The 12327-nt window shown below is 72.0% G+C and carries 13 protein-coding genes; 9 read left to right on the plus strand and 4 right to left on the minus strand.

The annotated features are described in order from the left end of the window. Positions 1–12: 12 nt before the first annotated feature. Positions 13–807, minus strand: a complete 795-nt coding sequence (locus OOK31_RS23720; protein ID WP_267089313.1) for a PspA/IM30 family protein — start codon at positions 805–807, stop codon at positions 13–15. 290 nt (positions 808–1097) lie between these two features. Between OOK31_RS23720 and OOK31_RS23725 the strand changes: the two genes are divergently transcribed. Together OOK31_RS23725 and OOK31_RS23730 are read left to right on the plus strand one after the other, a co-directional pair. Then, positions 1098–1706, plus strand: coding sequence for a DUF3043 domain-containing protein (locus OOK31_RS23725; RefSeq protein WP_267089314.1), 609 nt, complete (start codon positions 1098–1100; stop codon positions 1704–1706). Between the two features lie 110 nt (positions 1707–1816). Next, positions 1817–2527: a bifunctional 2-polyprenyl-6-hydroxyphenol methylase/3-demethylubiquinol 3-O-methyltransferase UbiG gene (locus OOK31_RS23730; protein WP_267089315.1), complete on the plus strand. Its 711-nt coding sequence runs from the start codon at positions 1817–1819 to the stop codon at positions 2525–2527. Between the two features lie 58 nt (positions 2528–2585). On the opposite strand, the gene OOK31_RS23735 is transcribed toward OOK31_RS23730, so the two are convergent. Next, positions 2586–2795 carry a hypothetical protein gene (locus OOK31_RS23735; RefSeq protein WP_267089316.1) on the minus strand — a complete coding sequence of 70 codons (210 nt, stop codon included), beginning with the start codon at positions 2793–2795 and terminating at the stop codon, positions 2586–2588. A 92-nt stretch (positions 2796–2887) separates the two neighbouring features. Between OOK31_RS23735 and OOK31_RS23740 the strand changes: the two genes are divergently transcribed. The 5 genes from OOK31_RS23740 (at position 2888) to OOK31_RS23760 (ending at position 9275) form a co-directional block, all read left to right on the plus strand. Continuing rightward, entirely contained in the window at positions 2888–4102 is a 1215-nt protein-coding gene (locus OOK31_RS23740) for a bifunctional adenosylcobinamide kinase/adenosylcobinamide-phosphate guanylyltransferase (protein ID WP_267089317.1), read from the plus strand. 144 nt (positions 4103–4246) lie between these two features. Then, a complete protein-coding gene (cobT, locus tag OOK31_RS23745) occupies positions 4247–5311 on the plus strand; it encodes a nicotinate-nucleotide--dimethylbenzimidazole phosphoribosyltransferase (RefSeq protein WP_267089318.1) in 1065 nt (354 codons plus the stop codon). Between the two features lie 80 nt (positions 5312–5391). Then, positions 5392–7284 (plus strand): phosphatidylglycerol lysyltransferase domain-containing protein, encoded by a 1893-nt coding sequence (locus OOK31_RS23750; RefSeq protein ID WP_267089319.1) that lies wholly within the window; start codon positions 5392–5394, stop codon positions 7282–7284. Between the two features lie 53 nt (positions 7285–7337). After that, positions 7338–8018 carry a hypothetical protein gene (locus OOK31_RS23755; RefSeq protein ID WP_267089524.1) on the plus strand — a complete coding sequence of 227 codons (681 nt, stop codon included), beginning with the start codon at positions 7338–7340 and terminating at the stop codon, positions 8016–8018. Positions 8019–8099: 81 nt separating this feature from the next. Further along, a complete protein-coding gene (locus OOK31_RS23760) occupies positions 8100–9275 on the plus strand; it encodes a sensor histidine kinase (RefSeq protein ID WP_267089525.1) in 1176 nt (391 codons plus the stop codon). 502 nt (positions 9276–9777) lie between these two features. On the opposite strand, the gene OOK31_RS23765 is transcribed toward OOK31_RS23760, so the two are convergent. Beyond that, entirely contained in the window at positions 9778–10032 is a 255-nt protein-coding gene (locus tag OOK31_RS23765; RefSeq protein WP_267089320.1) for a hypothetical protein, read from the minus strand. Positions 10033–10322: 290 nt separating this feature from the next. Here OOK31_RS23765 and OOK31_RS23770 point away from each other — a divergent pair, with 290 nt between their 5' ends. Next, positions 10323–10931: a helix-turn-helix transcriptional regulator gene (locus OOK31_RS23770; protein WP_267089321.1), complete on the plus strand. Its 609-nt coding sequence runs from the start codon at positions 10323–10325 to the stop codon at positions 10929–10931. 7 nt (positions 10932–10938) lie between these two features. Next, positions 10939–11598, plus strand: coding sequence for an XRE family transcriptional regulator (locus tag OOK31_RS23775; RefSeq protein WP_267089322.1), 660 nt, complete (start codon positions 10939–10941; stop codon positions 11596–11598). Here the strand turns inward: OOK31_RS23775 and cutA are convergent. Then, entirely contained in the window at positions 11595–11912 is a 318-nt protein-coding gene (cutA, locus tag OOK31_RS23780) for a divalent-cation tolerance protein CutA (RefSeq protein ID WP_267089323.1), read from the minus strand. The two genes, OOK31_RS23775 and cutA, sit on opposite strands and share 4 nt — an antisense overlap. Positions 11913–12327 lie beyond the last annotated feature (415 nt).

Consider the following 12327-nt stretch of genomic DNA (forward strand, 5'->3'; position numbering starts at 1 on the left):
ACGGACCCCGTCCTACTGCTTGTCGAACCGGTGCTGGGTCTGCGACGGCTGGGCAGCGCCCGGGGCGCCGCCCTCGAGGGCCTGCTGCTGCGCGGACGGGCCGCCCGCCAGCTCGGCCTTCATGCGCTGGAGCTCCAGCTCCACATCGGTACCGCCGGAGAGCCGGTCGAGCTCGGCCTGGATGTCGTCCTTGGAGCCGAGGCCGCTCTGGTCGTCCAGGGCGCCCGACGCCAGCAGCTCGTCGATCGCGCCGGCCCGCGCCTGGAGCTGCGCGGTCTTGTCCTCGGCCCGCTGGATGGCCAGGCCGACGTCGCTCATCTCCTCCGAGATGCCGGAGAAGGACTCCGCGATGCGGGTCTGCGCCTGCGCCGCGGTGTAGGTGGCCTTGATGGTCTCCTTCTTCGTACGGAAGGCGTCCACCTTGGCCTGGAGGCGCTGCGCGGCGAGCGTCAGCTTCTCCTCCTCGCCCTGGAGGGTCTGGTGCTGCACCTCCAGGTCGCTGACCTGCTGCTGGAGCGAGGCGCGGCGCGAGAGGGCCTCGCGGGCCAGGTCCTCGCGGCCCAGGGCGAGGGCCTTGCGGCCCTGGTCCTCCAGCTTGGCGGACTGCCCCTGGATCTGGTTGAGCTGGAGCTCCAGGCGCTTGCGGGAGGTCGCCACGTCCGCGACGCCGCGGCGCACCTTCTGCAGCAGCTCCAGCTGCTTCTGGTACGAGTAGTCGAGGGTCTCGCGCGGGTCCTCGGCCCGGTCAAGGGCCTTGTTCGCCTTCGCGCGGAAGATCATCCCCATACGCTTCATGACACCGCTCATGGGCTTCGCGCGCCCCCTTCTAGACGGACTGTGTTCCAGGTCACCGACAGGACCCACAGTACGGGCCCTGCTTCCATTACCGCACTGTTCGAGCACGGATGCGCTCCTCCTCCAGGACGACTGGGCCGGAGCCGTGTCAGGCGTAAGGAGTAGGTGATCCCTGAGGCGGTGATCCCTGAGAGCCCTGAGGCGCTCCGGGTCCCCGACGAGAACCACGTAACGGGTTAGACGCCCGCCGTTGCCGGATCGTTCCCCACCGAGGTGGGGCCCGTGCCCTCGACCACGTAGGCTTGGGTTTTGTGTTTGGTAGCCGCTCCTCCAAGGAAGAGAAGGCCGCCGCCACCGACAAGGTGAGCGCCGACCTCTCGCAGCCCCGTGACCCGCAGGCCCCGAAGGGCCGCCCGACGCCGAAGCGTGCTGTGGCCCAGTCGCAGCGCAAGGCCGTGGTGGCCTCGACCGGCAATCGCAAGGAGGACGCCAAGCGAGCCCGTGAACGCCGCCGTGAAGAGATGGCCAAGCAGCGCGAAGCGCTGGCCAACGGCGACCAGCGGTACCTGCCGGCCCGTGACAAGGGCCCGGTCCGCAAGTTCGTCCGCGACTTCGTGGACTCCCGCTTCTCCGTCGCCGAGATGTTCCTGCCCCTGGCAGTGATCATCCTGGTGCTGAGCATGGTCCGGGTCCCGTCGATCCAGAACATCGCGCTGCTGCTGTGGCTCGGCGTGATCGTCCTGATCATCCTCGACTCCATCGGCCTGGTGTTCCGTCTGCGCAAGGCGCTCACCGAGCGCTTCCCGGACGAGCCCCGCCGCGGCGCCGTCGCGTACGGCCTCATGCGCACCCTCCAGATGCGCCGACTCCGCCTGCCCAAGCCGCAGGTCAAGCGCGGGGAACGGCCCTGAGCCGAGCGACGCCCGGACTGGACGGGGCGTCGCCGGAGGGCTTCTCAGGGGGAGCCCGGCTGTGGCTGGAGGGTCTGGGGGGACTGCGTAACGCCGTCCGCCAGGAACTCGTGGGCCGGCAGGTCGAGGAACAGATCACGCACCGCTTCCCGGTCGGGCAGCGGCTGCGTGTCCTCGACGTCGGCATGGGCCAGGGCACCCAGGCGCTGCGCCTCGCCCGTGCCGGGCACAAGGTCACCGGCCTGGAGCAGGACCCGGCGATGCTGGCGGTCGCGCACGCCGCGCTGGCCGCCGAGCCCGCCGGGATCCGCGACCGGGTCCAGTTACTGGAGGGCGACGGCCGCGAGACCGGCGCGCACTTCGTCCCGGGCAGTTTCGACGTGGTGCTGTGCCACGGGGTGCTGATGTACGTGTCCGAGGCGGACGCGATGCTCGCCGGGCTGGCCCGGATGCTGGCCCCCGGCGGACTGCTGTCCCTGCTGGTGCGCAACGGCGACGCGCTCGCGCTGCGGCCGGGCCTGGCGGGGGACTGGACGGGCGCCCTCGGCGCCTTCGACACCGTCGACTACACGAACCGGCTCGGCCTCGACGTACGCGCCGACCGGCTGGCCGACCTGACGGCCACCCTCTCCGGGATCGGGGCGCCGCTGCACACCTGGTACGGGGTGCGGGTCTTCACCGACGGCACCGAGGCCGGGGAGGCGCTCCCGCCGGAGGAGGAACTGACCCGGCTGCTGGCCGCCGAGGAACGCGCCGGGCGCACCGACCCCTACCGCGCGGTGGCGGCGCTGCTGCACCTGTGCGGGGTCCGGGGCCAGTAGGACGCGCGGCCGACCGGCCGGCCCCTGGGCCGGGGAACCCCCGGCCCAGGAACGCGGGTCAGGCCTCCGCGGCCGCGCGCAGGCTCATCACGTAGATCTGGGTGTCGTCCTCGAACAGGGTGACCTTCTCGGCACCCCCGTCCAGGAGCTCCTTCCAGACCTCACCGATCCAGGACTCCGCGTCCCCCTGGGTGGTGAACTCCTCCGGCTCCACCGCCGGAGCCGTCTCGCTGCCGTCGGCCTTCTCGAACCGCCACACCCACACCATGTCGCCTCCGTTGCTGGTCCGTCTCTCACCCTGAGTGTGCCCGCAGAGTAACCAGGCGCGCACCAGTACCGGCGACGCGGGAGGATCTCCGTGTGGAACTCACTCTCCTCGGCACCGGTACACCCGAAGGACTGCCCCGCCCCGGCTGTCCCTGCGCCGCCTGCGCGGTCTCCGTGGGCACCCGCTCCCGCGCCGCGACCGCCCTGCTCGTCGACGGGGCACTGCTGCTCGACCTGACGCCCGGGGCGGTGCTGGCCGGGGCCCGCGCCGGGCACTCGCTGAGCGGCGTACGGCAGGTGCTGCTGACGCACCCGCACGACGGGCCGGCCGTCGAGCTGCCCCCCGGGCTCCCCGCCGCCGGGCGGGTGCCGGACGGGCGGGAGCTCTCGGTGATCAGCGGGCACCGCGTGCGGGCGGTACCGATGGACGCGCCGGGCACCGGGTACGAGGTCACGGGCCCGGACGGCAGCCGGCTGCTGTACCTGCCGCCGGGCGGGGCCCCGGCGGGCACCGACGGGACGCGCGAGCGGCGCCCGTACGACATGGTCGTCGCGGACGTGCTGGGCCGCCCGGAGGCGCTGGCCCGGCTGCGCGCGAGCGGGGCGGTCGGCCCGGGCACCGACGTGATCGCCGTGCACCTGGACCACGACACCCCGCCGGGCCGGGAGCTGGAGCGCCGGTGCGCGGCCGCCGGGGCCCGCGCGGTGCCGGACGGCACCACGGTGGTCACCGGCGAGTACCACCCGGCGCCGGACGTGCCGCGCCGCACCCTGGTGCTGGGCGGGGCCCGCTCCGGGAAGTCCTTCGAGGCGGAACGCCGGCTGGCGGCCTTCCCCGAGGTGGTCTACGTCGCCACGGGCGGCACCCGCGACGGCGACACGGAATGGGCCCAGCGCGTCGGCCTGCACCGGGAGCGCCGCCCGGGCAGCTGGCGTACGGCGGAGACCTGCGAACTGGCCCCGCTGCTGGGGCGGCCCGGGCCGCCGCTGCTGATCGACTGCCTGGCGCTGTGGCTCACCGACGCCATGGACCGGGCCGGGGCCTGGGACGACGCGGTCTGGGCGGCCACCGGGCAGAAGGACCTGCGGGAGCGGACCGCGGAGCTGGTCGCGGCGGTCCGCGCGACGCGCCGCACGGTGGTGCTCGTCAGCAACGAGGTGGGCTCCGGGGTGGTCCCCGCGACCGCGTCGGGCCGCCGCTTCCGCGACGAACTGGGACGCCTTAACAACGCGGTCGCGGCCGAGTGCGAACACGTCCTCCTGGTCGTCGCGGGCCAGTCCCTCGCCCTCAAGGAACCGCCTCGCTGACCCCGAGGCGGCCCCGAGCCGGCCCCGAGCCCTCCTGGGGCCGGGCCGCCGCCCCGGCGCTCGGCGCGAGACGGCGCCCGGGCCGCCCGGGGAAGGCCGGGACACGCCCTGAGGCAGAGCCTCACCCGCTGTACTCTCTGCAAAATGACCACGCTGAATCTCGACGAGTTCTCCGATCTGATCGAACGCCCCGACGGGGGCGTCCGGCGTGACGCCGAGGATCGCCGCGAGCGGCTGGCCGTGCCGGCCGGTGCGCTGGGCCGGCTCGACGAGCTCGCCGAGTGGCTCGCCGCCGCTCAGGGGCGGGTGCCCGTCGCGCCGATCGAACGGCCGCGCGTCGTGCTGTTCGCCGCCGACCACGGGATCGCCGCCGAAGGCGTCTCCGCCCGGGCCGCCGGCACCGCGTACGAGCTGGTGCGTTCCGTCCTGGACGGCACCAGCCCGGTGTCGATCCTGGCCGCGCGCCTCGGCGCGGGCGTGCGGGTTGTGGACGCCGGGCTGGACTGCGACCCGGAGCTGCTGCCCGAGGACGTGGTCCGCCATCGCGTACGGCGCGGCAGCGGGCGCATCGACGTGGAGGACGCGCTGACCGCGCAGGAGGCCGAGGACGCCCTGCGGCTCGGCATCAGGATCGCCGACGAGGAGGCCGACTCCGGTACGGACCTGGTCGTCCTCGGTGACCTGAGCGTGGGCGGCACCACGGTGGCCGCCACCCTCGTGGCCGCGCTGTGCGGGACGGACGCCTCCGTGGTCACCGGCCGCGGCGGGGTACCGATCGACGACCTGGCCTGGATGCGCAAGTGCGCCGCGATCCGCGACTCCCTGCGCCGGGCCCGCCCGGTGCTGGGCGACCAGATGGCGCTGCTGGCGGCGGTCGGCGGCGCGGACGTCGCCGCGATCACCGGGTTCCTGCTCCAGTGCGCGGTGCGCCGCACACCGGTCATCCTCGACGGGGTCGTCTCGGCGGCCTGCGGGCTGGTGGCCCAGCGGGCCGCCTTCCGCGCCCCGGACTGGTGGCTGGCCGGGCAGACCAGCGGAGAGCCGGGCCAGGCGAAGGCACTGGACCGGATGGCACTCAACCCCGTGCTCGACCACGGCGTCACAGTGGGAGAAGGAACCGGGGCCTTGCTGGCGCTCCCCCTGGTCCAGGCGGCCGCCGCACTCGCGGCGGACCTCCCGGAACGGGCCGTGGAACAGCAGAACGACTGACACACCGGGCACTACGGGCCTGACCAGTCCGCAGTGCACGCACTGCCTGTGGACGGTGACGCCCCATATCATCGCTTTTCATGGGAGAGGTCGGCTTGACCAGCGCAGACACCGACCGGAGCCTCGACCAGGCCTCCGGCAAGGGTTCCACCAGCAGGAAGGACTCCGGCAGCGATCCGGCCGGCAGGCCGGAGGCCCGGGAGACCCGCAGGGGCAGCAAACGCTCCAAGCGCGCCGCGGCCTTCGCCGTCTGGTACCTGCGGGCCGTCACCTTCGTGAACTTCCTCAGCGCGGTGTGGCTCTCGCTCGGGCAGGACCTGCGCCGCCACAACACCGCCGACTTCTACACCCCGTACCTGCTGACGGCCGGCTTCGCCTCCGGGCTGTTCTCGCTGCTGCTCGCGGTCACCATGGGCCGCCGCAAGCGGGCCGCGTGGATCCTGAACCTGGTGGTCAGCGGCATGCTGCTGCTGGCCTTCGCGGTCGCCGCCTTCGCGCCGTGCGTCGGCGGGGACCTGAGCGTCTGCTACCCGGAGTTCCGCGACCACGCGCAGAACTGGGTCTCCCTCGCCCTGACGGCGGCCTTCGTCGGCGCCCTGCTGCTGGGCCGCCACGAGTTCTACGCCAAGGGCGACCGCTCCAACCCCAAGCTGGCCACCGTCGTCGCCGCCGTCGGCCTGCTCGTCACCTCGCTGATCGCCGCCCTGCTCGTCGGCGCGACCAACACCGACCCGGACCGGGCCGACGCGACGTTCCTGGCGCGCTGGCGGTACGGCGTGATGCGGCTGATCACGCTCGCGCCCGACGACAAGGCGTACCAGTCGATCACCACGCCCGCCTGGGTGGACGTCTTCGTCAACGTGATGTCGATGCTGCTGCTGCTCGCCGTGCTGTTCGCGGCGTTCCGCTCGCGCCGCGCCGTCGACCCGCTCACCCCCGACGACGAGGAGAAGCTGCGCGCGCTGCTCGCCAAGCAGGGCGACCGCGACTCCCTCGGCTACTTCGCGCTGCGCCGCGAGAAGTCCGTCATCTGGTCCCCGACCGGCAAGGCGGCCGTCACCTACCGCGTCGTCGGCGGGGTCTCGCTGGCCTCCGGCGACCCCATCGGCGACCCCGAGGCCTGGCCCGGCGCGATCGAGCCGTGGCTCGCGGAGGCCCGTGAACACGGCTGGGTCCCGGCCGTGATGGGCGCGAGCGAGGAAGCCGGGCAGATCTACGCCCGGCACGGCCTGGACGCCCTGGAGCTGGGCGACGAAGCCATCGTGGAGACCGCCGAGTTCACCCTCGACGGCCGCGCCATGCGCACCGTCCGCCAGGCCTACAACCGCGTCAAGCGGGCCGGGTACTCCGTCCGCATCCGCCGCCACGCCGACATCCCCGCCGAGGAGATGGAGGTCCTGCTGCGGCGCGCCGACGACTGGCGCGACGGCGCGACCGAGCGCGGGTTCTCCATGGCACTGGGCCGTCTGGGTGATCCCGCCGACGGCCAGTGCGTGATGCTGGAGTGCACCGACGGCAACGGCGACCTGCGGGCCGTGCTGTCCTTCGTGCCGTGGGGCCCGAAGGGACTCTCCCTCGATCTGATGCGCCGTGACCGCGATTCCGAGAACGGCCTGATGGAGTTCATGGTCATCGAACTCCTGGAACGCTCCAAGGAGATCGGGGTCACACAGGTCTCGCTGAACTTCGCGATGTTCCGTTCCGTCTTCGAGCGGGGGTCCAAGCTCGGCGCCGGCCCGGTACTGCGCATGTGGCGGTCGCTGCTGAGCTTCTTCTCCCGCTGGTGGCAGATCGAGTCCCTCTACCGGGCCAACGCCAAATACCGCCCGATCTGGGAACCGCGGTTCATGCTCTTCGAGAAGAGTTCCGACCTGCTGCGGATCGGCGTCGCGGCGGGCCGGGCCGAAGGCTTCCTGGAGGCACCAGGCCTGCCGAAGTGGCTGCACCGCAAGCATCTGGAGACGATTCGTTGACGTCATGGACGGCGGCCTCACCGCGGCGGTTCGCCCGCCGCGAGTGGGGCCCGATGTTCTGGACCCTGAAGGACGCGCTCGTCCGCGACAGGTGGCGGGCGGTCCCGATGACGCTCGGAGCCGTCGCCCTGACGTCCGTCTTCCAGATCGTGCAGAACACGTCCTGGGGCTTCCAGCCCGTCCAGAACCTCGGTTCCGTCAAGGCCGTCGACCCCCTGTGGCTCGCACTGCTGCGCACCCCGCTGTCCCTGTTCGTGCCCGCCCTCGACCTGCCGGTGTGGGGGGCGCTGGCGCAGATCCTGCTGGTCTTCGGGATCGCCGAGATCTGCATCGGCTGGTGGCGGACCCTGCTCATCGGCTACGTCGCCACCCTCGCCGGGACCACCTACGCCCGGATCGGGCTGTCCGTGGGCCACGACCACCCCTTCGGCCTGCCGGTGTCCGACCGCATCGTCAACGACACCGGCCCCTCGGCGGCGGTGGTGGGCCTGGCCATCTACGTGTGCTGGCGCTACCGGGCCCACCTCACCGGGGCCCTGGTGATCCTGGTGATGACCGGCGAGGTGCTGTTCAAGGACAACCTGGCGGGCAAGGAGCACCTGGCGGCCATCGCCGCCGTCATGGTGCTGTGCCTGGTGCGGGCGAAGTGGGGCCCGGCCCGTGCGCCGGGCCCGCTGGGCCGCCGGACGGCGCGCACCGCGCCGCTCCCGCCCGCTCCCCCCGGGTCCGCCTGACCCGTACGTCCGGCCGGGGCGAGCCCGTACCGTATCGGGGTGACGACAGACCTCGGGCCGTTCGCCCCCACCCGGCAGTGGATGCGGGCCCATCCGCTCGCCACCGACGCCGTGCTCGCGCTCGGGGCGCTGGTCTCCATGGTCCTCGGCTCCTTCGCCGATCCGCACGGCCCCCACGGCCCCACCTTCGGCACGCGCACCCCCGAACCCTTCTCGCTGGTGCTGATGGTCCTGGGAGCTGCCGCCCTGGTGCTGCGCCGCCGCCGGCCCCGTACGGTGCTCGCCGTCACCTGCGGGCTGTCCCTGCTGGAGCTGACCACCGGCGAGCCGCGGGCACCCGTCGCGATGTGCACGGTGATCGCCCTGTACACGGTGGCCGCCCGCACCGACCGGCCCACGACCTGGCGGATCGGCCTGCTCACGATGGCCGGGCTGACCGGGGTCGCCATGCTGGCCGGACCGCTGCCCTGGTACGCGCAGGAGAACATCGGCATCTTCGCCTGGACCGGGATGGCCGCCGCCGCCGGGGACGCGGTGCGCAGCCGGCGGGCCTTCGTCGACGCCATACGGGAGCGGGCCGAGCGCGCCGAGCGGACCCGTGAGGAGGAGGCGCGGCGGCGGGTCGCCGAGGAGCGGCTGCGGATCGCCCGGGACCTGCACGACGTGGTGGCCCACCACATCGCCCTCGTCAACGTGCAGGCCGGGGTGGCCGCGCACGTCATGGACAAGCGCCCCGACCAGGCGAAGGAGGCCCTCGCGCACGTACGGGACGCCAGCCGCTCGGCGCTGAACGAACTGCGCGCCACGGTCGGGCTGCTGCGGCAGTCCGGCGACCCGGAGGCGCCGACGGAGCCGGCGCCGGGGCTGGCGGTCCTGGACGAGCTGCTCGACACCTTCCGGCACGCCGGGCTGCCGGTGCGGGTGGTGCTCCAGCTGGGGGGCGGCGGGGACGCGCTGCCCGCGGCCGTGGACCTGGCGGCGTACCGGGTGATCCAGGAGGCGCTGACCAACGTCCGCAAGCACGCCGGGCCGGGGGCGCGGGCCGAGGTGAGCGTCGTGCGGGTGGGGGCCTCGGTGGAGGTCACCGTCCTCGACGACGGGGGCAGCTCGGCGGACTCCTCCCCCGCCCCGGCGGACCCGGGCGGCGGGCACGGGCTGCTGGGGATGCGGGAGCGTACGGGCGCCCTGGGCGGCTCCTGCTTCGCGGGACCGCGGTACGGGGGCGGGTACCGGGTCCACGCGATCCTGCCGGTGTGAGCGGGTGTACCGGGGCACCGCGCCCGGCCGGGCGGTGGCTCCGCCATCCGGCCTCGCGGTGTAGGCCCGCCATCTCCCCCTCGAGGCACCGGGCCCGGGCGGTGGTTGCCCACCCGCCTCCCCGTCTGCGGGCCGGTGGTTCGGGTGAGCGGCGTCTGGCCTGAGCGGTCTCAGGGAGGGGTTGGGGGTTTCCCGTCAGTCTCATCGTCCTTCCGTGTCGGGCCGGCCTGTCAAGGGCGCTCACTGCGTTCGCGTCGCTTCGCGATGGCCTTCGGCCACCCTTGACAGACCGTCCCGCCCCGGAAAAACGAAGACTGCCGGGAAACCCCCAAAAGAACGGCACGGTCCAAAGTCAGAGGAGCGGCCACATCAGAGACCATGCGGGCCGTCGGTGCTCGGCTCGCCGGGCATCCGGGCCCGTTGCGAGCTGATTCCGGGGCGCGTCTACCTGCACCCAAGGACGACCAGACCGCCCTGCCGAGCACCCAAGCGCGTCAGATGGCTACGCGCTCCTCGTATCTCGGCGTCTGCGGTCCGTCTGAGGCTGGTCGTACGCCGACTCGACGTTGTCGATGGCGGTGGTGAATTCGCGGCCAGAGGCGCCCCGGATGTAGGCAAGTTCCATCCAGTGCTCGATGCCGGTGTCCGAGACTTTCTCGTTGATCACTGCCATCAGCACTCCCTCTGCGCCTGATGCGATGTCGCGGACCCGGCGGCGCAAGAGGCGGTGCGGCACGTACTCGTACTGTTCAGTCATCGGACAGCTCCGGCATTGAGGCGATGAAGCGCTCCCAGCCGGCGTGAGCCCGCTCGAGAAGTTCTTCGCTGGGCACGAGCCTCACCTCGAACGTTGGCCAGGGGCTGTCTGGGGTGTCGTGGGTGTCGGGTGTCACGGGTGAGCCTCCAGTGCTCCTATGGCGTGTGACCAGTGAACCGTCCTGCGCGTTTGGGGAGATGAGCCAGGCCGCATGGCCATTTCGAGGACATGGCCAGCATTTATGGCCAGGCTGGTATCCGGGCGTTGGCGACGGCCGAAAGGCAGTGACGATGGCGGGGATCGAGACCGGTGCGGAGACGATCGGGCTCTTGTTGAGGCGGCTGCGCAAGGAGGACGGACGTACCCAGCAGGAGCTGGCGGAGAGCCTGTCGGTCCGGCGCGGACATCCGCTGGAGCAGGCGGCGGTGTCCCGGTGGGAAAACGAGGAGCGACTGCCGGACCCCGTTTCTCGCGCCTTGCTGGCTGAGGAGTTCGGCGTGCCGGAGCTGGAGCTGAAGCGGGCCGTTCAACTCGCCCGTCGTCTTCGCCGTCAGCACAACCGTGTGGACCAGGACGACGAGGAGAAGGACGTGGAACGTCGCGATTTCATCAGCCTCTCGGCAGGGGCCGGGCTGGCTGTCATACAGCCTTCCTCGTTGTTGAGGCCCGGTCGCAGACTCGCTGCGGACGTGCCCCGGCATCTGGCCCAGCGAACCGCCCGGCTGCGGCGTCTGGACGACTTCATGGGAGGCGGTGACACCTACCGCCTGTACATGGGTGAGCTGGCGGAAACGACCAGGCTGGTCGGGGAGGGAGGGCGTCTACACGGAAGAGGTGGGGCGGCAGCTACGAGGGATCATCGCGGAACAGGCGCAGCTTGCCGGGTGGGCGGCGTATGACGCCGGGATGTACCAGGAGGCGCGCAGCCATTACATGACCGCTTTGGCGTCCTCGAAGGCCGCCGAGGACCGGTCTCTGGAAGGGAACTCGCTGGCGTTTCTGGCCTACCTGGAGTGGGCTGTTGGGGGAGGTTCGGGCATCGCGTACGCGCAAGCCGGGCTCGAGGCGGTGAAAAGCGGCGGGGATCCGGTGGTCCGGGCGCTGCTGGCGGACCGGTTGGCGTGGCAGTACGCGACGTCGGGTCATGCGCGGGAGGCGGATTACGCCCTGTCGCTGGCTGAGGAGGCGATTCATGACCGGACGGACGACCTGGTGCCGGACTGGGCGTACTGGGTGGATCGTGACGAGATCCTCATCATGACCGGACGCTGCTGGACGGAGCTGCGCCGGCCGCTTCGGGCGATTCCGGCCCTGGAGGATGCGCTGGGGCGGTACGACGACACCCGTGCGCGGGACAAAGCGTTGTACCTGTCGTGGCTGGCGTCGGCGTACCTCGACGCTGGGGAGGTCGAGCATGCCGCAGCGATCACTTCCCGAGTCCTGGATCTCTCTGTGGGGCTCGCGTCCACACGCCCGGCGGGGCGGGTGCGAATGATGATCAAACGGCTGGAGCCCCACCGGGCCCTGGCCCCGGTGGGATCGCTCTTGGAACGCGTGCAGGCCTAGCGGGTGGCCCGGGTGATCCACTCCAGGTATTCGGCGCGGCCGGCGTCGATGGCGAAGGTGATGACTTCCGGTGAGTCGTAGGGGTGGTGGGCCACGAGGTGGTCCTCCAAGGCCTTGCTCCGGTCGCCAGTAGTCCTGAACATCACCTGCCACTCGATGCCTTGGGACACATCGCCAAGGTGCCGGTAGGTGGTCTCGATGGGGCCGGTCACCTGGCCGGAGGCCGCCAGGTTCTTCTCGACGGCCGAGCGGGAGAGGGCGCGGGCCGCATCTTGGGTGTCGGTCGTCGTCAGCACGACCATGAAGTCAGCCATGGGGGCACGGTAGCCCGGGAGCTGTTGGGTTGCACCGGAAACAGGAGCACCCCCATACGCCGACAGCCCGTCACCGCACCGCCTGAGCCTCTCGTGCGGGTGTCGGCCCAAGACGGTCGTCGGACGCTGAGAAATGAGGAGCGCGTAGCGATCTGACGCGTCTGTCGGGTGCTGGTGTCCGTCTTTTCGTCCTCTGGTGCGGGGTAGGCCCTCCCCAGGTCCAGAAAGAGACTCTGAGCTGCCCGGATGGGCATCTGCCGGCCGCAGGCAACCCGCCGCATCGCTGAGAGACCCGCTCCTCATCTCTTCTGCCCCGTCCCGTTCTTTTGGGGGTTTCCCGGCAGGCTTCGTTTTTCCGGGGCGGGACGGTCTGTCAAGGGTGGCCGAAGGCCATCGCGAAGCGACGCGAACGCAG

Source organism: Streptomyces sp. NBC_00249, from assembly GCF_026342355.1.
Taxonomy (GTDB): Bacteria; Actinomycetota; Actinomycetes; order Streptomycetales; family Streptomycetaceae; genus Streptomyces.